General features: G+C 63.6%; 21 protein-coding genes. 17 read left to right on the forward strand and 4 right to left on the reverse strand.

Going from position 1 to position 21,576, the window contains the following annotated elements; translation table 11 throughout:
• Window positions 1-112 precede the first annotated feature (112 nt).
• The 5 genes from argJ (at window position 113) to AC1DX6_RS24955 (ending at window position 3,284) form a co-directional block, all read left to right on the forward strand.
• Window positions 113-1,354: a bifunctional glutamate N-acetyltransferase/amino-acid acetyltransferase ArgJ gene (gene argJ, locus AC1DX6_RS24935; RefSeq protein WP_477318241.1), complete on the forward strand. Its 1,242-nt coding sequence runs from the start codon at window positions 113-115 to the stop codon at window positions 1,352-1,354.
• Complete coding sequence (locus tag AC1DX6_RS24940; RefSeq protein WP_477318243.1) at window positions 1,354-2,133, forward strand: GNAT family N-acetyltransferase; 780 nt, start codon at window positions 1,354-1,356, stop codon at window positions 2,131-2,133. The genes argJ and AC1DX6_RS24940 overlap by 1 nt, the downstream gene beginning before the upstream one ends.
• Window positions 2,130-2,552, forward strand: coding sequence for a (deoxy)nucleoside triphosphate pyrophosphohydrolase (locus AC1DX6_RS24945; protein ID WP_477318245.1), 423 nt, complete (start codon window positions 2,130-2,132; stop codon window positions 2,550-2,552). The genes AC1DX6_RS24940 and AC1DX6_RS24945 overlap by 4 nt, the downstream gene beginning before the upstream one ends.
• A 111-nt stretch (window positions 2,553-2,663) precedes the next feature.
• Window positions 2,664-2,975 carry a hypothetical protein gene (locus AC1DX6_RS24950; RefSeq protein ID WP_477318247.1) on the forward strand — a complete coding sequence of 104 codons (312 nt, stop codon included), beginning with the start codon at window positions 2,664-2,666 and terminating at the stop codon, window positions 2,973-2,975.
• Window positions 2,976-3,101: 126 nt separating this feature from the next.
• Window positions 3,102-3,284, forward strand: a complete 183-nt coding sequence (locus tag AC1DX6_RS24955) for a Flp family type IVb pilin (RefSeq protein ID WP_477318249.1) — start codon at window positions 3,102-3,104, stop codon at window positions 3,282-3,284.
• A 31-nt stretch (window positions 3,285-3,315) separates the two neighbouring features.
• Here AC1DX6_RS24955 and AC1DX6_RS24960 read toward each other — a convergent pair whose 3' ends face one another.
• Window positions 3,316-4,188 (reverse strand): methyltransferase domain-containing protein, encoded by an 873-nt coding sequence (locus AC1DX6_RS24960; protein ID WP_477318251.1) that lies wholly within the window; start codon window positions 4,186-4,188, stop codon window positions 3,316-3,318.
• Between the two features lie 63 nt (window positions 4,189-4,251).
• Between AC1DX6_RS24960 and AC1DX6_RS24965 the strand changes: the two genes are divergently transcribed.
• From AC1DX6_RS24965 to AC1DX6_RS24980, 4 genes are read left to right on the forward strand one after another with little or no spacing between them, the layout of a single operon-like run.
• Window positions 4,252-5,037 carry a ComF family protein gene (locus tag AC1DX6_RS24965; protein ID WP_477318253.1) on the forward strand — a complete coding sequence of 262 codons (786 nt, stop codon included), beginning with the start codon at window positions 4,252-4,254 and terminating at the stop codon, window positions 5,035-5,037.
• Between the two features lie 28 nt (window positions 5,038-5,065).
• Window positions 5,066-5,335, forward strand: coding sequence for a glutaredoxin 3 (gene grxC, locus AC1DX6_RS24970; RefSeq protein WP_477318255.1), 270 nt, complete (start codon window positions 5,066-5,068; stop codon window positions 5,333-5,335).
• A gap of 10 nt (window positions 5,336-5,345) precedes the next feature.
• A complete protein-coding gene (locus tag AC1DX6_RS24975) occupies window positions 5,346-6,212 on the forward strand; it encodes a carbon-nitrogen hydrolase family protein (protein ID WP_477318257.1) in 867 nt (288 codons plus the stop codon).
• Window positions 6,209-6,634 carry a DUF1178 family protein gene (locus AC1DX6_RS24980; RefSeq protein WP_477318259.1) on the forward strand — a complete coding sequence of 142 codons (426 nt, stop codon included), beginning with the start codon at window positions 6,209-6,211 and terminating at the stop codon, window positions 6,632-6,634. Before AC1DX6_RS24975 ends, AC1DX6_RS24980 begins: the two co-directional genes overlap by 4 nt.
• 4 nt (window positions 6,635-6,638) lie before the next feature.
• On the opposite strand, the gene AC1DX6_RS24985 is transcribed toward AC1DX6_RS24980, so the two are convergent.
• Entirely contained in the window at window positions 6,639-7,124 is a 486-nt protein-coding gene (locus tag AC1DX6_RS24985; protein ID WP_477318261.1) for a MarR family winged helix-turn-helix transcriptional regulator, read from the reverse strand.
• 117 nt (window positions 7,125-7,241) lie between these two features.
• Here AC1DX6_RS24985 and AC1DX6_RS24990 point away from each other — a divergent pair, with 117 nt between their 5' ends.
• On the forward strand, window positions 7,242-8,174 hold the full coding sequence (locus AC1DX6_RS24990) for a DMT family transporter (RefSeq protein WP_477318263.1): 933 nt from the start codon (window positions 7,242-7,244) through the stop codon (window positions 8,172-8,174).
• Here AC1DX6_RS24990 and AC1DX6_RS24995 read toward each other — a convergent pair.
• Both AC1DX6_RS24995 and ubiG read right to left on the reverse strand, forming a co-directional pair.
• Window positions 8,143-8,484, reverse strand: a complete 342-nt coding sequence (locus AC1DX6_RS24995; RefSeq protein ID WP_477318265.1) for an MmcQ/YjbR family DNA-binding protein — start codon at window positions 8,482-8,484, stop codon at window positions 8,143-8,145. The two genes, AC1DX6_RS24990 and AC1DX6_RS24995, sit on opposite strands and share 32 nt — an antisense overlap.
• Window positions 8,485-8,510: 26 nt before the next feature.
• The gene (ubiG, locus tag AC1DX6_RS25000) at window positions 8,511-9,260 is read right to left on the reverse strand and encodes a bifunctional 2-polyprenyl-6-hydroxyphenol methylase/3-demethylubiquinol 3-O-methyltransferase UbiG (RefSeq protein ID WP_477318267.1); all 750 of its coding nucleotides are present in this window, start codon (window positions 9,258-9,260) and stop codon (window positions 8,511-8,513) included.
• 223 nt (window positions 9,261-9,483) lie between these two features.
• On the opposite strand from ubiG, the gene AC1DX6_RS25005 reads away from it, so the two are divergent.
• The 7 genes from AC1DX6_RS25005 (at window position 9,484) to clpB (ending at window position 21,540) form a co-directional block, all read left to right on the forward strand.
• A complete protein-coding gene (locus AC1DX6_RS25005; RefSeq protein WP_477318269.1) occupies window positions 9,484-11,715 on the forward strand; it encodes a diguanylate cyclase in 2,232 nt (743 codons plus the stop codon).
• Window positions 11,716-11,867: 152 nt separating this feature from the next.
• Window positions 11,868-13,121: an aspartate kinase gene (locus AC1DX6_RS25010; RefSeq protein WP_477250053.1), complete on the forward strand. Its 1,254-nt coding sequence runs from the start codon at window positions 11,868-11,870 to the stop codon at window positions 13,119-13,121.
• An 81-nt stretch (window positions 13,122-13,202) separates the two neighbouring features.
• Window positions 13,203-15,473 carry a phosphoenolpyruvate--protein phosphotransferase gene (ptsP, locus tag AC1DX6_RS25015; protein ID WP_477318271.1) on the forward strand — a complete coding sequence of 757 codons (2,271 nt, stop codon included), beginning with the start codon at window positions 13,203-13,205 and terminating at the stop codon, window positions 15,471-15,473.
• Between the two features lie 9 nt (window positions 15,474-15,482).
• Window positions 15,483-16,562, forward strand: coding sequence for a peptide chain release factor 1 (gene prfA / locus AC1DX6_RS25020; RefSeq protein ID WP_477318273.1), 1,080 nt, complete (start codon window positions 15,483-15,485; stop codon window positions 16,560-16,562).
• Window positions 16,555-17,424 (forward strand): peptide chain release factor N(5)-glutamine methyltransferase, encoded by an 870-nt coding sequence (prmC, locus tag AC1DX6_RS25025; protein WP_477318275.1) that lies wholly within the window; start codon window positions 16,555-16,557, stop codon window positions 17,422-17,424. Before prfA ends, prmC begins: the two co-directional genes overlap by 8 nt.
• 349 nt (window positions 17,425-17,773) lie before the next feature.
• Complete coding sequence (locus tag AC1DX6_RS25030; protein WP_477318277.1) at window positions 17,774-18,709, forward strand: DUF4167 domain-containing protein; 936 nt, start codon at window positions 17,774-17,776, stop codon at window positions 18,707-18,709.
• Between the two features lie 224 nt (window positions 18,710-18,933).
• Entirely contained in the window at window positions 18,934-21,540 is a 2,607-nt protein-coding gene (clpB, locus tag AC1DX6_RS25035; protein WP_477318279.1) for an ATP-dependent chaperone ClpB, read from the forward strand.
• Window positions 21,541-21,576 lie beyond the last annotated feature (36 nt).

Genomic DNA, 21,576 nt, shown 5'->3' on the forward strand with positions numbered 1-21,576 from the left:
CTTAATTCGCAGTGGGTGCCACCCCGGCAGGCGCGGCGAAAACGCCCTTGCGCCCGCGCGCCGTATCGGGCAAACCGGCCTTCCCCTTGCGAATTTCCCGCCCGAGGTCCCCATGTCCGCAACGATTTCGCCGCTTGCGCCGAAGAAATATCCCAAAATGCCTGCCATCGAGGGCGTGCGCATCGCCACTGCCGAGGCGGGGATAAAGTACAAGAACCGCACCGACCTGCTGGCCATGGTCTTCGACGCCGGCACCACGGTTGCCGGCGTGTTCACCAAGTCGAAATGTCCATCGGCGCCGGTCGATTTCTGCCGGCAGAACCTTGCCGCCGGCAAGGCGCGCGTGCTGGTCGTCAACTCCGGCAACGCCAATGCCTTCACCGGCAAGAAGGGCCGCGCCTCCACGGCATTGACCGGCGAGGCGGCTGGCAAGGCTGCGGGCTGCTCGCCGGGCGAGGTGTTTCTGGCCTCCACCGGGGTCATCGGCGAGCCGCTCGATACAGCGAAGTTCAGCCATCTGCTGGCCGGACTGGTCAAGGACGGCAGGCCGGACCAGTGGACCGAGGCGGCAAGAGCCATCATGACCACCGACACCTATCCGAAAGTGGCGACCGCGACGATCAAGCTCGGCGACACCGACGTCACCATCAACGGCATCGCCAAGGGCGCCGGCATGATCGCGCCCGACATGGCGACGATGCTCTCCTTCATCGCCACCGACGCACCGATCGCCGCACCCGTGCTGCAGGATCTTTTGTCGCGCGGCACGGCCAAGACCTTCAACGCGGTCACCGTCGACAGCGACACCTCGACCAGCGACACGCTGCTGATCTTCGCCACTGGTGCTGCCGGCAAGCGCGGCGCGCCCGCGATAAGCGACCCTCGGGATGCCCGCCTCGGCGCGTTCCGCCGGGCGCTGGGCAAGGTGCTGAAATCGCTGGCGCTGCAGGTGGTGCGCGACGGCGAGGGCGCCCGCAAGCAGGTCGAAGTCACCGTCACCGGCGCGAAATCGGCCCGCTCGGCCAAGCGCATCGCGCTGTCGATCGCCAACTCGCCGCTGGTCAAGACGGCGGTTGCTGGCGAGGACGCCAATTGGGGCCGCGTCGTCATGGCCGTCGGCAAGGCCGGCGAACCCGCCGACCGCGACCTTCTGTCGATCTGGTTCGGCGACAACCGGCTGGCGCATGAGGGCGAACGCGACGCCGGCTATTCCGAGGCGGCGACATCGGCCTACATGAAGCGCGACGAGATACGCATCCGCGCCGATATCGGCATCGGCCGCGGCAAGGCAACGGTGTGGACTTGCGATCTCACCAAGGAGTATGTCGCCATCAATGGCGATTATCGGAGCTGATGGTGGTGGTCCCCAGGCATCCGGCAAGCGTGCTGGCGACCGTGCGCCGCTACGAGGCGGCGGGCTTTCGTGCCTGGCCGGCGGCGGCCGTCCACTATGACGGCACCTGGGTGGTGCGGCTGACGGCCGGCCATCCAGCCAAGCGGCTGAACTCGGTCAATCCGCTCGATCCCGGCGATATCCAGCACATTGCCGAGCGCATCGGTCGCGCCAGCCGTCGCTTCGAGGCCTATGGCAGGCCGTTGACCTTCCGCATCTCGCCGCTGTCGGGGCCCGATCTTTCCAACCATCTCGACAGCGAAGGCTGGAGTACCTTTGACGAATCGCTGGTGATGCGGCTGCCGCTGGCGGACGCCCAGCTCGACGCCGCCATGGACCAGATCCCGTTGAAGGACATCAGCCGCTTCATCGGCGCGTCGCTCAAGGTCAGCGGTTCGGATGTGTCGCTGCGGCCAGGTCTGTCGGAGATCATCGGCGCCATTCAGCCGGAGGCCGGGCTGTTCGCGCTCGAAGAGGGGACCGAGCCGCTGGCGACGCTGATCTGCGTTCATGACGGCGATCTCGCCGGACTGTTCGAGATCGCCACCGACAGGTCGGTGCGCAACCGGGGCCATGGCCGCCACCTCATCCTGTCGGCGCTGAAATGGGCGCGGCTGCGCGGCGCGCGCGAGGCCTGGCTGCAGGTCGAGGCCGTCAATGTGCCGGCGCTTGGGCTTTATCATTCGCTCGGCTTCAACGAAGTCTATCGCTATCACTATCGCCGGCCGCCCGGGGCATGAGCGGCGCGAACCCCGCCGGCAAGCGCCTGCTGCTGGTCGCCGCCTGTGCGCTGGTCGATACCGACGGCCGTGTGCTGCTGGCGCAGCGGCCTGAAGGCAAGCAACTCGCCGGCCTGTGGGAGTTTCCCGGCGGCAAGGTCGAACCCGGCGAGACGCCGGAACAATGTCTTGTCCGCGAACTGCATGAGGAGCTCGGCATCGAAACCGAGATCCCGTGCCTGGCGCCGCTCACCTTTGCCAGCCATTCCTATGATGATTTTCATCTGCTGATGCCGCTGTTCGTCTGCCGTCGCTTCCGAGGCATTGCGCATCCAAAAGAAGGGCAGGCGCTGAAATGGGTGCGGCCAAAGCAGATGCGCGATTACCCGATGCCGCCGGCCGATGCGCCGCTTATCCCGTTCCTCATCGACCTTTTGTGATCCGCGGCTACTGTCCTGATTCAGGCAGCGTTAATGGAAGATTTATCTTGCCGTGAAAAATTGAGGGAAGGCCATGTCTGGCCGCGCCTTTGATTCGCTGGGAGCGATTGCATGAGCCTCGACAAGGACTGGGACTCGATCCGGCCCGATCGCAGCCGCGCCGCCGAAGCAGGCATGGGCATCTTGCGCGTCACGCTGCTGTTCGGCTCAGCCGCGGTGGCACTGGCCTTGATCGCGACCCCCTTCCTCGACGGCCTGCGGTCGCAATCCGACCGTGATGGTCTTGCCGGTGGCTTCGACATGACGAGCACCGGTTCGATCGGCCGTCGCGACACCTATACGCTGCGCAGAAGTGTGTTGCAGCCAATGCCAAGTTCGATCTGCGTGATCCGCGCAAACGGCAAGCGCAGCGGCGATTGCTGAAACATAGTCAACAAAGTCTTGGGGCCATCCCCGTTGAAGGCCCTGTTTCACCGCCTGTTAAGCTTGTGCCGTTAACCTTTCTTAACAGGTCCGCGTTAGGGTTCCTGATATAAGGGATCGACGAACATGAAACCACTACTGCTACGTTTTTTGGAAGATGAAACTGGCGCCACCGCCATCGAATATGGCCTGATCGTCGCCGTCCTGTCGCTCGTCATAGTTGGCGGCGTCGGTAGGGTTGGCAATGCGATCCAGTTCCTGTTCAGCGATGCCGACAGCAAGCTTGCCAACGCCTTCGCTCACCACTGATCTCATACGGCTGTGCAATCGGGGAACCCCGTCAGCGCCGGTCGGGGTTTTCCAGTATCGTCTTCAACGATAGCTTCGCCGAGCCCGGCTTCAGCGGCTTTTGTTGTGAAGCATCGGGCGCCCAGCCGGACATCCAGACGATCGAGAAGCTCGCCCTTACGCGGCCGTCGGCGTCCGAAAACCGCTCGGCATAGATTTCGGCGGCGCGCGCAAACAGTTTTCGCGTGCCCGGCCGCCGGCTGCGATCGACAAGCGGGCTGGTTTCGCCCATGGCCCTGAGATCGGCGATCAAACCAAACAGGCTGTCGTAGCGCACCGTCACCGTCTCGACATCGGTGACTGGCAGAGCCAGGCCGGCGCGTTGCAAAAGCGCGCCGGCGTTGCGGACATCGGTGAACGGAATGACGCGCGGACTGGCGCCGCCATACAGTTCGGTCTCCGCGGCGAGCAGGCTTTCGCGCAATTCGAACAGCGTGCCGGCGCCGGCAAAGGCACCGAGGAAAAGCCCGTCCGGGCGCAAGGCGCGGCGGATCTGCACCAGCATGCCAGGAATGTCGTTCATCGCATGCAGCGACAAAAGCGAGACGACGAGGTCGAGGCTTTCCGGCGCGAAAGGCACGGTTTCCAGCGGCGCCAGCAGGCCTTGCCCGCCATCCAGGAAAGCCGGGTCCGCCTCGACGCGCACGATGTCCGTCACCTTGCCGCTTTCGGCGACCACACCGGTTGCAGTCGGCGTCTGGCAAAACAGTATTGCCGCTTTGGCGAATTTACGCTCGACGGCCCCCAGCCGGTCGGCAAGATCTTCCGCCGCCCGCCGCATCAGGAAATCGGCGCCGCCCACCGGGCGCGCCAAAGCCCGGCGCTTGCGCGCCAGCCAGAGCGGGGTGTCGATTATCGGCTGCAACGGATGGGTTCCTGTTTTTCCGCACCGATGATGTGGTGTTATAATGGTGCGGAGACCAACCACGTGGCCGATCCCATGCCAGAGATCAAGAGTATTGCTCGAAAGGCATTGGACTGGCCGGCGCGCATCCTGTTTCCGCCGGTCTGTGCCGGCTGCCGCCGCCATGTCTCGCAGCCTGGCGTGTTGTGCGGCGCCTGCTGGCCGAAGCTCAGGCTGCTGGAACGGCCATGGTGCGCGGTGATGGGCACGCCGTTCACCCACGATATGGGCGAAGGGTTCCTGTCGGCCGAAGCGATCGCCGATCCGCCGCCCTTCGAGCGGGCGCGGGCCGCCGTCGCCTATTCGGGTGTCGCCCGTCAGATGGTGCAAGGGCTGAAGTACCAGGATCGCACCGATCTGGCGCCGTGGATGGCCCTCTGGATGCTGCGTGCCGGTTCCGAACTGATCGCAGACGCCGATGTGGTCGTGCCGGTGCCGCTGCACTGGCGGCGTTTTTTCAAGCGCCAGTTCAACCAGTCGGCGGAACTCGCCAGGGCGGTATCGCAGCTCAGCGGCCTGCCGTTTTCACCCTCGGCAATTCGCCGCGTCAAACTCACCCGCCAGCAGGTCGGGCTGGAGCGGCACGAGCGCGAGGAGAACGTGCGTGCCGCCTTCCGCGTGCCCGGCGAGGCGGAAATCCAGGTCGCCGGCCGCCGGGTGCTGTTGATCGACGATGTCTACACCACCGGCGCGACCGTGCGCGCCGTTGCCAAGGCGCTGAAGAAGGGCGGCGCCGGTGCGGTCGACGTGCTGACCTTTGCGCGTGTGCTGCCAGGGGACTTTCGGGCCGACGAGTCCGCGACTATATAACGTTGGTACAAGGCAGGATTGCTGAGTGATGCTCGATGTGACGATCTACACGCGGATGATGTGCGGCTATTGCGTGGCGGCCAAGCGGCTGCTCGAGCGCAAGGGCGTCGCTTACACCGAGCACGACGCTTCCTTCTCGCCGGAACTGCGCCAGGAAATGATTTCCCGCGCGAATGGCCGCTCGACCTTCCCGCAGATTTTCATCGGCGACACGCATGTCGGCGGCTCCGACGATCTCCACGCGTTGGAGGCCCAAGGGCGGCTGGATAAACTGCTCGCCAACGGTTCGACCAGGTAGGGACATGACGATGGGTGCTTTCAAGGCGGCGGCGATCCAGATGCGTTCGGGCGAGAGCCCGGAGCGCAACGCGGTCGATCTCGAGCGAATGGTGCGTGACGCCGCGGGTCAGGGCGCGACCTACATCCAGACACCGGAAATGACCGGTGCGCTGATCCGCGACAAGGAGGCGCGCGCTGCCTCCTTCACCTCAGAGGACAAGGACATCATCGTCTCGACGTCGCGGAAGCTGGCCAAGGAGCTCGGCATCTTCCTGCATATCGGCTCAACCGCCATCCTGCGTGCCGACGGCAAGCTGGCCAACCGTGCGCTGCTGTTTGGGCCGGACGGCGCGACGATTGCCGTCTACGACAAGATCCACATGTTCGACGTCGATCTCGACAATGGCGAGAGCTGGCGCGAATCCGCCGCCTATGAGCCGGGCACCGAGGCCGTCGTCACCGAGATCGACGGCGCCCGGCTCGGCTTTGCCGTTTGCTACGATCTCCGCTTTCCGCAATTGTTCCGCGCCGAGGCGCTGGCCGGCGCCGATGTGCTTTCGGTGCCCGCCGCCTTCACCCGCCAGACGGGCGAAGCGCACTGGCATGTGCTGCTCAGGGCGCGCGCCATCGAGAACGGCGCCTACGTCGTCGCCGCCGCGCAAGGCGGACTGCACGAGGACGGCCGCGAGACCTACGGCCATTCGCTGATCGTCGATCCGTGGGGCCGCATCATCACTGAGGCCGCGCATGACGAGCCGGCGGTGATCGTCGCCGAGATCGATCCGGCGCAGTCGCTGGCCGCGCGCAAGAAGATTCCCAACCTTAAAAACGCGCGCGGTTTTGCCGTCAATGCCGGCGCAGTGGAAGCGCCGCGTCTCAGAGGTGCGGCCTCGTGATCCGCTTTTCCCTGATCTGCGAGCATGAGCACGGATTCGAGGGCTGGTTTCGCAGTAATGACGATTTCGACACGCAGAAGAAGCGTGGGTTCGTCGATTGCCCGGTCTGCGGCTCGCACAAGGTCGAGAAGGCGCTGATGGCGCCTGCCGTCTCCACTGGGCGCAAGCAGGAAAAAATCGCGCTGGCCATGGGCGAGGCGCAGAAGCAGGCATTGGCGCAGTTGAAGGCGATGGCCGAGAAGGTGCGCGAGAATGCCGACTATGTCGGTGACAAGTTTGCCGAGGAAGCGCGCAAGATCCATTTCGGCGAAAGCGATGCGCGCGGCATTTATGGCGAGGCGACGCTGGACGAAGCCAAGAGTCTGGCCGAGGACGGCGTCGAGTTCATGCCGATCCCGAGTTTTCCCGACGAACGGAACTGATTGGTCAGCTCACGCTGCCTATCAATTTCTCGAGCAATTGAGCCAGCGTCTCTCGCTCGGCGCCGGTGAGGCCGGCGAGGATTTCGTGCTCGTTGGCGACGTGGGCCGCGAGCGCCTCGTTTATCAGGGCGAGCCCTTTTTCAGTGAGTTGCACGACAATGCCGCGCCGGTCGTTGGGATGCGGGCCGCGCAAGGTCAATCCGGCCTTTTCCAGCCGGTCGAGCCGGTTGGTCATGGCGCCCGATGTCACCATCGTCGCCTCGTATAGAGCCGTCGGCGTCAGCGCATAAGGCTGGCCGGAACGCCGCAACGTCGCCAGCACGTCGAATTCGCCGGCTTGCAGTCCGAAGCGGGCAAAAAGCGGGGCGAGGCGTTCGCGGGCAATCAGCGACGAGGCTTCGTTCAGCCGCCCAAGCACCAACATCGGTGAAACGTCCAGGTCCGGCCGTTCCCGCTTCCATTGCTCGACCGCCTTTGCCGCGCGATCCATTTGTCTCACCGTTAAATATCTTGACGTTAAGAATCTTTGCATTATCTTATCTCAAGATACAACACCGGCCGAGTGCCGCAAGTGCCAAACTTCGCAATTGAGTGACGGAACCATCCGATGAAATTTCTCTGGGATTCGGCGCTCGGCCTGCTGATCGTTACCGGCGGGCTGCTCGGCCTGACATTGCCGTTCGGCAAGCTGGCAACAGTGGCAGGCGTTCCCGCCATGGTCTGGGCCTTCGTTATTTCGCTTGGCGCCGGCGGCGTGCTTCTGTGCTCATTGTTGTTGCGCGGTCAGCGCATCCGGCTGACCCCGCACAAATTGCGCTACTTCTTCATCACCGCGGCAGTGTCTTATGCCGCGCCCAATCTGTTGATGTTCTCGGCCATCCCGCATCTTGGCGCCGGCTATACCGGCATCATGTTCACGCTGTCACCGGTGATCACGCTGGTGTTCTCGATCCTGCTGCGTGTCAGGCGCCCGAACATGTTAGGTATTGTCGGCATTGCCGTTGGCTTCGTCGGCGCGGTGATGGTGGCGGTGACGCGCGGCGAGGCCGGCCAGCCGGCTGAATTCTTCTGGGTGGCGATGGGGCTGCTCATTCCGGTCAGCCTAGCCGCCGGCAACATCTACCGCACGGTCGACTGGCCCGAGGGGACCGGCCCGATCGAGCTTGCCGTCGGCAGCCACTTAGCGTCGGCCGCGATTCTGCTCACTGGGATTCTGGTTTTGCTGGGGGGCAGTGCGTTCGGCCCGCTCGCTGGCGTGCCGCTGGTGGTCGTCGGGCAGGTCGCGTCGGCTTCGGCGATGTTCGTGTTCTTCTTCCGCCTGCAGGCGGTCGGCGGTCCGGTCTATCTCAGCCAGATCGGCTATGTGGCGGCGGCGGTCGGGCTGTTTGCCGGGACGATCTTTCTCGGCGAGCACTATCAGCTGCTGACCTGGGCCGGCGCCGCCATCATCACCGCGGGCGTGTTCATCACCACGAAGGCGCAGAGCCGGAAGGCAGAACCGCAATCTATCAAAGCGGGCTTGCGTCAAAGATTTTCCTGAGAGCCGGCGGCGCAACATTTCGCCAGGACGTACGCACTGCGCTGCGGAACGTCAGCTCGTTGCAAGCATCGAGCATGATCGACGTCCAGCCTTTTTGTCCCCAGCCGCCCGGCACAGGCTTGAAAACCAACGGTTCGGCCGCAGTCATCATCTCCTGCTGGTCGCGGTCGAGCTTGATCACGGCGCGATCGTTTTCGGGCAGCGACACAAAGATGCGATTGCGCACCCGGAAGTCGGCCTTGCCGAAATGCGATTTCTCGACGGCTTCGGGAAGTTCAAGCGCCAGCTGTCGGGCTCTGCCACTGTCCACGGCCTGACAAATCTCCAGATCAACCCTCAGACCGAGCCTTTTTCCGCCAGCACCATGTAGTTGACGTCCATATCCTTCGAGCGCTGCCAGCGGTCGGCCAGCGGATTGTAGGTGACGCCGGTACGGTCGATGATGGTGAGGCCGGCGCCGCCAAGCGCCCTTTCAAGCTCTTCCGGACGCACCAGCTTGCCGAACTGGTGGGTGCCGCGCGGCAGCCAGCGCAGCACATATTCGGCGCCGATAATAGCCAGGCCCAGCGCCTTCAACGTGCGGTTGATGGTGGCCACGAACATGATGCCGCCGGGTCGGACCATCTCGCCGCATTTGCCGACGAACAGGTCGATGTCGGCGACATGCTCGACCACTTCCATGTTGAGGATGACATCGAATTTTTCACCGGCGTCGGCCAGATCCTCGGCGGTGGTGGCGCGATAGTCGACGCTCACGCCGGCCTCCGCCGCATGCAGTTTGGCCACTTCGATGTTGGTGACCGAGGCGTCGGCACCGACCACTTCGGCGCCGAGCCGCGCCATCGGCTCGCACAAAAGCCCGCCGCCGCAACCGATGTCGAGGAAGCGCAGGCCTTCGAACGGTCTAGCTGCGCGCGGGTCGCGGCCGAAGCGTGCCGCCACCTGGTCGCGGATATAGGATAGCCGGACCGGATTGAACTTGTGCAGCGGGCGGAACTTGCCGTTCGGGTTCCACCATTCGGCGGCTAAAGCGGAGAAGCGTTCCACTTCTCCGGCATCGATCGTCGATCGTCGGGGCTCTGGCATATAGCGGGTCTCCTCGGACGCTAGGAAGTCGGGCGTCGGGCGGCGAAAGTCAAGGCAGCTTTTTTCGCCTGCTGACAGCGCGGTGCTCATGACGCTGCGGATGGCATGCCACCGAGCAAGGCGACAGCGCCGCCTTAACGTCAAATTTACGAGGGTGATGTTTTCCCGGCGCGCGATCGGGGTTTGGCGTGTACATTGCTGACCCGAGTGATTGGATGGCTTGGTGCGAATCAAGACCCAGATCATCGCTACACTGTTGAGCGCCGCGGCCTTGATTGGCCTGGTTGGCGGCATTGCGATATTCTCTCAGATAAGGCTGACCAAGTCCGTTGCGCTGGCCGAGGCGACAAGCGTTGGACGCCAGTTGGCCGAGACGATTGCCTTCACGGCATCCGATGCGCCGCATTCCTTGTTGGAGAGAGCTGAGGCGCTCCGCGAATTCGTGAAGGCGCAGCACAGTCGTTCAAAACGCGATCTCGTCGTCGTCGATCACAACAAGGTCATCCTTGCCGATGTCCCGGGCGAGGAAGCAAATATCGGGACGCCTTACGGCCACGACGCAGGCAATGAAGTCGGCCGCACGATCGAGGATGGCGTGCCGCGCGACTTCGTGGAAAACAGCAGCGACGTCAGCGAAGCGATCAACCTGGTCGCGGTGCCGATCGAGAATGCTCCCGGCAAGACCGTCGGTGCCGTGCTGTTCGAATACACGCCTCTGTTGCGGGCCGCCCAACACCGTACCAACGACATGCTTTGGCTCGTCGGGCTGTGCACGGTGGCGGCCGTACTGATTGCCGCTGTCTCCGGCTTTCTGCTGCTGCGGGGCTTTGGCGCCGGTCTATCAGGCCTCAATCGCGGTATTGAATCGCTGGCGCGCGGCGAGGCGGGAGCCCGTATCGGCCGTACCTCCAACGATGAGTTCGGACAATTGGCGCAAGGGTTCGACACAATGGCGTCCGAACTCGAATCCTCGCGTGAGCAGCTTGTCGCGCAAAAGGCCTACATAGAGGACATCGTCCGCACGGTCGCCGAAGGCATTGCGGTCATCGACGGCAAGGGACAGATAGTTTCCGTCAATCCGGCGGCCGCCGACATCGTCGGACGGCGCAGCGACAAGATCGAGGGACAGGAATGGCGTTCGGTGCTGGATATGCGCGGGCTGTCGGCAGACAACCATGCGCCGGGAACATCCCCGGTCGAACTGGCGCTGACCACGGGCCGCGGGCACCAGGCAGAGGTCCGGCTGGCAAGACCGGACGGTTCGCTGTTGCCGGTGGTTGTGAGCTGCAATCCGCTCAATCGCGCCGATGGCGGCATCGTGCTGACGCTGAGCGACATCAGCGAGTTGCGCAGCGCCGAGCGTGCGGTCAATGACCGCGCCGAGGAATTGGCAACGCTCAACCGCGAACTGAAGGAGACGTCGGAAGCCACGACCCGTCTGGTCAAGCTCGGCGAGCTGCTGCAGGCCTGCGTCACCTTCCAGGAGGCTTTCTCCGTTGTCGGTTCGGCCATGCCAGACTTCTTCGGCGGATTGAGCGGAACCGTCCACCTGACCAGCGCTTCGCGCAACCTGGTCGAGGAGATGGCGTATTGGGGCGCCGTTCGCTCGAGCGTCGGCCAGTTTGCCCCGGAAGATTGCTGGGCGCTGCGGCGCGGGCAGGAACATGTCGCCGGCCCGGGCATGCTGACGCCGCGCTGCAACCACATCACCGAAAATGGCGGCCGCGGCTATGTCTGCATGCCGCTGGCGGCGCAAGGAGAGACGCTCGGCGTCCTGCACCTGTGCGAACCGAACGCCGCCGACAAGCCGGAATGGCTGACGGAACGGCAACAGATTCTGCGTGGCGTCGTCGACACGCTGGCGCTGGCGCTGGCCAATCTGCGGCTGCGCGAAACCCTGCGGCAGCAATCGATCCGTGATCCGAACACCGGCCTCTACAATCGCCGCTATCTCGAGGAAACAAGCAGTCGCGAACTGAGGCGCATGGAACGTTCCGAGCAGCCATTGGCGATGATCATGCTCGACGTCGATCATTTCAAGCAATTCAACGACACGTTCGGCCATGAAGCCGGAGATCTCGTCCTCAAGCAGGTTGCCGCCACGCTGCTCGACCATGCCAGGGAAAGCGACGTGGTGTCGCGCTATGGCGGCGAGGAATTCGCCTTGATGATGCCGGGGACCTCGCTGGCCGACGGCGCCGAGCGCGCCGAGGCGCTGCGAAAGGCCATCAAACAACTTCATCTCGCGCATCGCGGCCGCACGCTTGGCACTATCACCGCATCCTTCGGGGTCGCCGCCTTTCCGGAACTTGGCGCCTCATGGGCGGAGATCGTCAACGCCGCGGATCGGGCGCTGTATCAGGCAAAGGCGGACGGGCGCGACCGCGTTGTCGCCGGACCGGGCAAGGCCGCCGCCAGCCAAAAGCTGTCCAAAGTCAGCAAAAGCGTGGCTTGAAACACGCGGCGCGTCCCGGAAATCCTCGCAGCCTTGCGGAACCGCGATCATTTGGCTAAGGAGGCCGCGCATCCAGCGGCTCGGCCTGACTGGGCGCGTTCTTTCCGCTTTCGGCCCTCGGTCCGGCATTCAGTCAAAGGCATTTCGCTTCCATGGCGCGCATCGTGATGAAATTCGGCGGAACCTCCGTCGCCGACATCGCCCGCATCCGCAATGTGGCGCGCCATGTCAAACGCGAGGTCGATGCCGGCCATGAAGTGGCGGTGGTGGTCTCGGCGATGGCCGGCAAGACCAACGAACTGGTCGGCTGGACGCGCGAAGCCTCGCCGATGCATGATGCGCGCGAATATGACGCCGTCGTCGCCTCAGGTGAGCAGGTCACTGCTGGCCTGTTGGCGATCACCTTGCAGAATATGGGCGTTCACGCCCGTTCCTGGCAGGGCTGGCAAATCCCGATCAAGACCGACAACGCGCATGGCGCAGCGCGCATTCTCGACATCGACGGCGCGTTTTTGATCAAGCGCTTCGGCGAGGGCCAGGTGGCCGTAGTCGCTGGTTTCCAGGGTATCGGTCCGGACAACCGCATCGCCACGCTCGGCCGCGGCGGCTCCGACACCAGCGCGGTGGCGATCGCAGCGGCGGTCAAGGCCGACCGCTGCGACATCTACACCGATGTCGACGGGGTCTACACCACCGATCCGCGCATCGAGCCGAAGGCCCGGCGGCTGGCCAAGATTTCGTTCGAAGAGATGCTCGAAATGGCCTCACTCGGCGCCAAGGTGCTGCAGGTGCGCTCGGTCGAGCTTGCCATGGTGCACAGGGTGCGTACTTTCGTGCGGTCGTCCTTCGACGATCCCGATGCGCCCGGAATGGGGGATTTGCTCAATCCGCCGGGAACGCTCATTTGCGACGAGGAAGAGATCGTGGAACAGCAGGTCGTCACCGGAATTGCCTACGCCAAGGATGAGGCGCAGATTTCGCTGCGCCGTGTCGGCGACCGCCCGGGCGTTGCCGCCGGCATCTTCGGGCCGCTGGCCGAGGCCAACATCAATGTCGACATGATCGTCCAGAACATCTCCGAGGACGGCAAGTTTACCGACATGACCTTCACCGTGCCGTCCGGCGACGTCGACAAGGCGCTTGCCGTGCTCGAACGGCTCAAGGCCACGATCGGCTACGATGTCGTGCAGTCGGAAGCCGGCATGTCGAAGGTCTCGGTCATCGGCATCGGCATGCGCAGCCATGCCGGCGTCGCCGCCACCGCTTTCAAGGCGCTGGCCGACAAGTCGATCAACATCCGCGCCATCACCACCTCCGAAATCAAGATTTCCATCCTGATTGACGGTCCCTATACCGAACTTGCGGTTCGCACTTTGCATTCCGTCTACGGTCTGGATAAGCAGTAACGAGACAGAGTCGGTTGTTGCGTTTGTGCCGGCGCGCGAGGAAGCTGCGCTGGCCAAGAAGCCATTGGAGAACAAGCCGCGATGCGTGATACGGCCAGTGGCCCGCGCGTTTTGCTGAAACGGCTCCGCGAGCTCATGCAGGAGCCGCTGGAGCCGCAGGAGCGGCTTGACCGGATCGTGCGCGACATCGCCTCCAACATGGTCGCCGAAGTCTGCTCGCTCTATGTGCTGCGCTCCGATTCGGTGCTCGAACTCTATGCCACCGAAGGTCTGAACCCGAACGCCGTCCATTTGGCGCAGTTGCGGCTAGGGCAAGGCCTGGTCGGTACGATCGCGGCCAGCGCGCGGCCGCTCAACCTCTCCAACGCGCAGGAACATCCGGCCTTCGCCTACCTGCCGGAGACCGGCGAGGAGATCTACAATTCCTTCCTCGGCGTGCCGGTGCTGAGGGCAGGGCGCACGCTCGGCGTGCTGGTGGTGCAAAACAAGACCATGCGCCACTACCGCGACGACGAGGTCGAGGCGCTGGAAACGACGGCGATGGTCATCGCCGAGATGATCGCCACCGGCGACCTCGCCCGGTTGACCCGGCCCGGGCTGGAACTCGATTTGCGCCGTCCCGTCAGCTTCACGGGCCTGTCCTTCAATGACGGCGTCGGCCTTGGCCATGTCGTGCTGCACGAGCCGCGTATCGTCGTCACCAATTTGTTCAACGAGGACAGCGAGGAAGAAGTCCGCCGGCTCGAGACGTCGCTGGGCTCGCTCAGGCTCTCCATCGACGACATGCTGGAGCGCCGCGATGTCGCCTTCGAGGGGGAGCATCGCGAGGTGCTCGAAGCCTATCGCATGTTCGCCAACGACCGCGGCTGGGTGCGCCGGCTGGAGGAGGCGATCCGCAACGGCCTGACCGCGGAAGCGGCGGTCGAAAAAGTGCAAAGCGACATGCGCGCCCGCATGCTGCACATGACCGATCCCTATCTGCGCGAGCGGATGAGCGACTTCGACGATCTCGCCAATCGGCTGCTGCGCCAGCTGATGGGCCGCGGGCCGGACGACGTCGCGGCTTCGCTGCCGAAGGACGCCATCATCGTCGCCCGCTCGATGGGTGCTGCCGAACTGCTCGACTATCCCCGCGACAAGCTGCGCGGCGTGGTGCTCGAGGATGGTGCTGCAACCAGCCACGTCGTCATCGTGGCGCGCGCCATGGGCATTCCGGTCGCCGGCCAGATGAAGGGCGCCGTTTCCATGGCGGAAAACGGCGATGCGATCATCGTCGACGGCGAGGAAGGCACCATCCATCTGCGCCCGCAGCCCGACCTCGAAGCCGCCTATGCCGAAAAGGTCCGCTTCCGGGCGCGGCGGCAGGAAGTCTACCGCGAATTGCGCAAGAAGCCGTCGGTGACCAAGGATGGCGTGCAGGTCGACCTGTTGATGAATGCGGGTCTCGCCGTCGACCTGCCGCAGCTGGCCGAGGCAGGTGCCGCCGGCATCGGCCTGTTTCGCACCGAACTGCAATTCATGGTCGCCTCGACCTTTCCTCGTGCGGAAGCCCAGGAACGGCTTTACCGCGACGTGCTCGAGGCGGCTCGCGGCAAGCCGGTCACGTTCCGCACCATCGATATCGGTGGTGACAAGGTGCTGCCTTACTTCAAGGGCGCGATCCAGGAAGAAAACCCGGCGCTTGGCTGGCGCGCCATCCGCCTGACGCTCGATCGGCCGGGTCTGCTCAGAACCCAGATCCGTGCCTTGCTGAAGGCGTGCGGCGGCCGCGAACTGAAGCTGATGCTGCCGATGGTGACCGAACTCGGCGAAATCGCGCAGGCGCGTGAGATCATCGACCGCGAGGTGCGGCATCTCTCCCGCTTTGCCCATCATTTGCCGACCAGCCTCAAGCTCGGCGCCATGCTGGAAGTGCCGTCGCTGCTGTTCCAGCTCGACGAATTGATGAAGGCGGTCGATTTCGTCTCGGTCGGCTCCAACGATCTGTTCCAGTTCGTGATGGCGGTCGATCGCGGCAATACGCAACTGTCCGACCGCTTCGATACGCTGTCGGCGCCTTTCCTCAGGGTTTTGAAGCAGATCGCCGATGCCGGGGTTCGCAACAACACGCCGGTGACCTTGTGCGGCGAGCTTGCTGGAAAACCCATATCCGCCATGGCGCTGATCGGCCTCGGCTACCGGTCGATCTCGATGTCGCCGGCCTCGATCGGTCCGGTCAAGGCGATGCTGACCGAACTGCCGCTGGACGAGTTGCAAGCCTTCTTCGACGACAATCTGATGGCCCCGGCACAAGGGCTGCCGATGCGGGCGCTGCTGCAGGCCTTTGCCGACGACCGCTCGATTCCGCTATAGCATCCCGCCATGATCAACCTGCCCCGCGACCGTATGGATCAAGTCGTCAAGCGTTTCGAGATGCTCGAAGCGCAGATGTCGGCCGGGCCGGCCGCCGACGCCTATGTGAAAATGGCTTCGGAATACGCAGAGATCCAGGACATGGTGGCCAAGGTCCGGGCGCTGCGCGCGGCCGAGCATGAGCAAGCCGATCTCGAGGCGATGCTGGCCGACAAGGGCACCGACGCCGAGATGCGGGCATTGGCCGAGGCCGATCTGCCCGGCGTCGAGGAGCGCATCGAAGAGCTGCAGAAGGACATCCAGATCCTGCTACTGCCCAGGGATGCCGCCGACGACAAGAACGCCATCCTCGAAATTCGCGCCGGTACCGGCGGCGACGAGGCGGCGCTTTTCGCCGGTGACCTGTTTCGCATGTATGAGCGCTATGCCGCCGAACGCGGCTGGCGCTTCGAGACCGTGTCAGCCAGCGACGGCGATGCCGGCGGCTTCAAGGAAATCATCGCCACCATCTCCGGCCGCGGGGTCTTTGCCCATCTGAAATTCGAATCCGGCGTGCACCGCGTGCAGCGCGTGCCGGCGACCGAGGCCAGCGGGCGTATCCATACCTCGGCGGCGACGGTTGCGGTGCTGCCGGAGGCTGAAGAGGTCGACATCGACATCAGGGCCGAAGACATCCGCATCGATACGATGCGCGCCTCGGGTTCTGGCGGCCAGCACGTCAACACCACCGATTCGGCGGTGCGCATCACCCATTTGCCGACCGGCATCATGGTGGTGCAGGCGGAAAAGTCGCAGCACCAGAACCGGGCGAAGGCCATGCAGATCCTGCGCGCGCGGCTCTATGACATGGAGCGCAGCAAAGCCGACGAAGAGCGCTCCGAGGCCCGCAAATCACAAGTTGGGTCGGGTGATCGTTCCGAGCGCATCCGCACCTACAATTTTCCGCAGGGACGCCTTACCGACCATCGCATCAACCTGACGCTCTACAAGCTGGAGCGGGTGATGATGGGTGAGCTCGATGAGGTCATCAATGCGCTGATCGCCGACCACCAGTCGAAGCTGCTTGCCGATATCGGCCTCGATGGCTGACAGCCTGCCCGGCATGCTCGGGCCGCTGCTCAAGGTGGCAAGGGAGCGGCTTGCCGTGGCCGGCGTCGCCGATCCAGCGCTCGATGCCAGGCTGATCGTCGAGCATTTTTCCGGCACGAGCCGCACGCAGGCCATCGCGAATCCTGAGCAAGCGGTCGATGCCGGCACGGTCGCGACAATCGATGCTGCCTTACGCCGGCGTATCCTGGGCGAGCCGGTGCATCGCATCCTCGGATTTCGCGAGTTCTACGGCTTGCGGCTGTCGCTGTCGCCGGAAACACTGGAGCCACGGCCGGATACCGAAACGCTGGTCGAGGCGATCCTGCCCTTCGTCAAGACGACAGTGGAGCGGCAAGGCGAATGCCGCATCCTCGATCTTGGCACCGGCACAGGCGCCATTGCGCTCGCCTTGCTCAGCGTCATACCGGCGGCAACCGCCACCGGGGTGGATATTTCAGAAGATGCCTTGGCGACTGCGACGCGCAATGCCGCGCAACTCGGCCTTGCCGGCCGGTTCGAGGCGCTGCAGTCCGACTGGTTCGAAAAAGTTTGTGGCCGATACCATGTAATTGCCGCAAACCCTCCCTATATAAGGTCTCAAGACATTGGAAATCTGCAGGACGAAGTCCGCGATTTTGATCCGCATAAGGCCCTTGATGGCGGCGCGGACGGTCTTGGCCCCTACAGGATCATCGCCGCCGAGGCGGCAAGGTTTCTGGAAGCTGAAGGCAGGATAGCGGTCGAGATCGGCCATACGCAGCGCCAAGAGGTTACAGATATATTCGCAGCGGCTGGCTATGTGCTGGCCGGGGCGTTTGGCGATCTTGGTGGAAACGACAGGGTTCTGATCTTTGAACTGTGAGAACTGTGAATGCCTTGATGCAGTGCGAAAAAAGCGCTTGGCAATGCCGGGGAATGCGGCTAGGGTCGCCATAACCGGATGAGACGAAGCAGGCAGTGCTCTTAGCGATTCGGTTTTCCTTGGAAATAGCTGCCTTCTTGCGCAAACGACGCCCAAGCTTCGTGCGGGAATCGTCCGGCAAGTGATGTAACCGGAACAGGATGGCACGTGGCGCCAACGCAATTGATGCGGGCGAACGCCGGTGAAGAAACGAAACGGCTGGCTGCATGAGCGCCTCCGTTCGTGAAGAGTTTTTCGAAAATTTCAAAATGAAGAGAGTCTAATGAGGCCACAACAGCAGAACAGGCGCATGCGCGGTCGCAACAATAATGGCGGCGGCGGTGGCAACAACAATAACAACAACAACAACCGCAAGGGGCCAAACCCCCTGACGCGCAACTACGAGAGCAACGGCCCGGACGTGAAGATCCGCGGATCGGCTCAGCAGATCGCCGAAAAGTACGCCACCCTTGCCCGTGACGCGCAAAGCTCCGGCGACCGGGTTATGGCGGAAAACTATCTCCAGCATGCCGAGCACTACAACCGCATCATCGCCGCCGCACAGGCGCAGCTGCCAATCCAGAACGCGCAGCAGAACCGCGACGATTTCGACGATGACGGCGACGACGATCGCGATGATTTCGACAATTCCGGCAACAACAACGGCAATGAGACGCAGGCTCCGGCGGTCAATCACGGTGCCGGTCCGCAGCCGGTCATCGAAGGCACGCCGGCCGAATTGGCATTCAACCAGGAAAACGGCCGCGACAATCGCAACAACCGTGACAATAATGGCCGCGACAACAATGGCCGGGACAACAATGGCGGGCGCCATCGCGACCGCCGGCCCAATGGTGGCTATGGCCAGAACGGCCAGCGTGGCGACAATTCGCGCAATGAGCAGGGTGGCCAACGCTTCGACCAGAGCCGACCCAATGAAACGCCTGTGCAGGCAGAAACCGTTTCGCAGGCCGAAACGGGTTTCGTGTCCCAGGCAGAACCTGTTTTCGTGGCCGAGCCCGCGCCAATGTTTGATAGTTTTTCGCCGGCGGCTCTTGCCGCTCAGGCTGAACTCAACGAAGCCGCCGCTGAAAGCGGTGCCGCACGCCGGCCGAAGCGTCCGCGCCGTCCGCGCCTGAACGCCGATCAGGTCGATGGCAGCAATGACACTGCAGCCGCAGGCGTGGATGCGGCGCCGGCTGAAGACAATGGTGGCGAACCGGCCGCCGTTGTCGTCGACAACTGATCGATCAAGGCTTTCGGATAGCGTTAGACGGCGGAGAGAAATCTCCGCCGTTTTTGTTTTACCCGCCTGTGGAATATTATGCGTTGACCGATATCAAGGCGTCTTGAGAGACCGCAGCCTATGCACCATATCTCGCGTGAACAGGACCCGGCTCGAATGAGCGGGTTCGTCACCGCAATCTGATCCGGTGCCGCAAAGCGGGCCGGTGATGGAAGGAGACAGATATGAACCTTGAAAAATACTCCGAGCGCGTGCGCGGTTTTATCCAGTCCGCGCAGACCATGGCGCTCTCGCGCAATCACCAGCAGTTCACCCCCGAACATATGCTCAAAGTCCTCGTCGACGACGATGAGGGGCTGGCGGCGTCGTTGATCGAGCGTGCCGGCGGCACCATCCGCGACGTCAAGCTCGGCGTCGAGACAGCACTCGAGGCGATGCCCAAGGTGGAAGGTGGCAATGGCCAGCTCTATCTGGCGCAGCCGCTGGCCAAAGTGTTCTCGACCGCCGAAGAACTGGCCAAGAAGGCCGGCGACAGCTTCGTCACCGTCGAGCGGCTTTTGCAGGCGCTTGCCATGGAGAAGTCGGCCAAATCAGCCGATATTCTCTCCAAGGCCGGTGTCACCGCGCAAACGCTCAACCAGGTCATCAACGATGTTCGCAAGGGCCGCACCGCCGATTCGGCGAGCGCCGAGCAGGGCTATGACGCGTTGAAGAAATACGCCCGCGACCTCACCGCGGATGCCCGCGCCGGCAAGCTCGATCCGGTCATCGGCCGTGACGACGAGATCCGCCGCACCATCCAGGTGCTGTCGCGCCGCACCAAGAACAATCCGGTGCTGATCGGCGAGCCCGGCGTCGGCAAGACGGCGATCGCCGAAGGGCTGGCGCTGCGCATCGTCAATGGCGACGTGCCGGAATCGCTCAAGGACAAGCAACTGATGTCGCTTGATCTTGGCGCGCTGATCGCCGGCGCCAAATATCGCGGTGAGTTCGAGGAGCGGCTGAAGGCCGTGCTGTCCGAAGTCACCTCCGCCAACGGCAACATCATCCTGTTCATCGACGAGATGCACACGCTGGTCGGCGCCGGCAAGGCGGACGGCGCCATGGATGCGTCGAACCTTTTGAAGCCGGCATTGGCGCGTGGCGAGCTGCATTGCGTCGGCGCGACCACGCTCGACGAATACAGGAAGCATGTCGAGAAGGACGCAGCCCTTGCCCGCCGCTTCCAGCCGGTGTTCGTCGACGAACCCACGGTGGAAGACACGGTGTCGATCCTGCGTGGCCTGAAGGAGAAGTACGAGCAGCACCACAAGGTGCGCATCTCGGATTCGGCGCTGGTTGCGGCGGCGACGCTGTCCAACCGCTACATCGCCGACCGCTTCCTGCCCGACAAGGCGATCGACCTCGTCGACGAAGCCGCGTCGCGGCTGCGGATGCAGGTCGATTCGAAGCCCGAGGCGCTGGACGAGATCGACCGCCGCATCATGCAGCTCAAGATCGAGCGTGAGGCGCTGAAGGTCGAAAAGGACGACGCGTCGAAGGACCGGCTTGCCCGCCTCGAAAAGGAACTCTCCGGCCTTGAGGAAGAATCGACCGAGATCACCACCAAGTGGCAGGCCGAGAAGCAGAAGCTCGGCCTTGCCGCCGATCTCAAGAAGCAGCTCGACGAGGCCCGCAACGAACTTGCCATTGCCCAGCGCAAGGGTGAATTCCAGCGCGCCGGCGAGCTTGCCTATGGCCGCATCCCGGAACTGGAAAAGCAGCTGAAGCAAGCCGAAGCCCAGGACGGCAAGGCCGGCATGGTCGAGGAAGTGGTCACGCCCGACCATGTCGCCCATATCGTGTCGCGCTGGACCGGCATTCCGGTCGACAAGATGCTGCAAGGCGAGCGCGACAAGCTGCTGCGCATGGAAGACGAGATCGGCAAGCGCGTCATCGGCCAGGGCGAAGCGGTGCAGGCGGTGTCGAAGGCCGTGCGGCGTGCGCGTGCGGGTCTGCAGGATCCGAACCGGCCGATCGGCTCGTTCATGTTCCTCGGGCCGACAGGCGTCGGCAAGACTGAACTGACCAAGGCGCTGGCCAATTTCCTGTTCGACGACGAGAGCGCCATGGTGCGCATCGACATGTCGGAGTTCATGGAGAAGCACTCCGTCGCCCGGCTGATCGGCGCCCCTCCCGGCTATGTCGGCTATGAGGAAGGCGGCGCGCTGACCGAAGCGGTTCGGCGCCGGCCCTATCAGGTCGTGCTGTTCGACGAGATCGAGAAGGCGCACCCGGATGTGTTCAACGTGCTGCTGCAAGTGCTCGATGACGGCCGCCTGACCGACGGCCAGGGCCGCACAGTCGACTTCCGCAACACGCTGATCATCATGACCTCGAACCTCGGCGCCGAATATCTGGTCAATCTCGGCGAAGACCAGGATGTCGATGTCGTGCGCGATGAGGTGATGAATGTCGTCAAGGCGTCGTTCCGGCCGGAATTCCTCAACCGCGTCGACGAGGTGATCCTGTTCCACCGGCTGCGCCGGCAGGATATGGGCAGCATTGTCGAGATCCAGCTCAAGCGGCTGGAAAGCCTGCTCGTCGACCGCAAGATCACGCTGTCGCTCGCCCAGGAGGCCATCGACTGGCTGGCGGCCAAGGGCTACGACCCGGCCTATGGCGCGCGGCCGTTGAAGCGGGTGATGCAGAAGGAACTGCAGGATCCGCTGGCTGAGAAGATCCTGCTTGGCGAGATCCTCGACGGTTCGTCCGTCAAGGTCACCGCCGGTTCCGACCGCCTGAATTTCCGGGCGAAACCGGCGGTCGTGAAGGACGCCGAAGCGGCGTGAGCCGGGCTATTGCGAAGACAGAGCGCCTCGCGGTAT

It is taken from the genome of Mesorhizobium sp. P2_C4 (assembly GCF_056404575.1).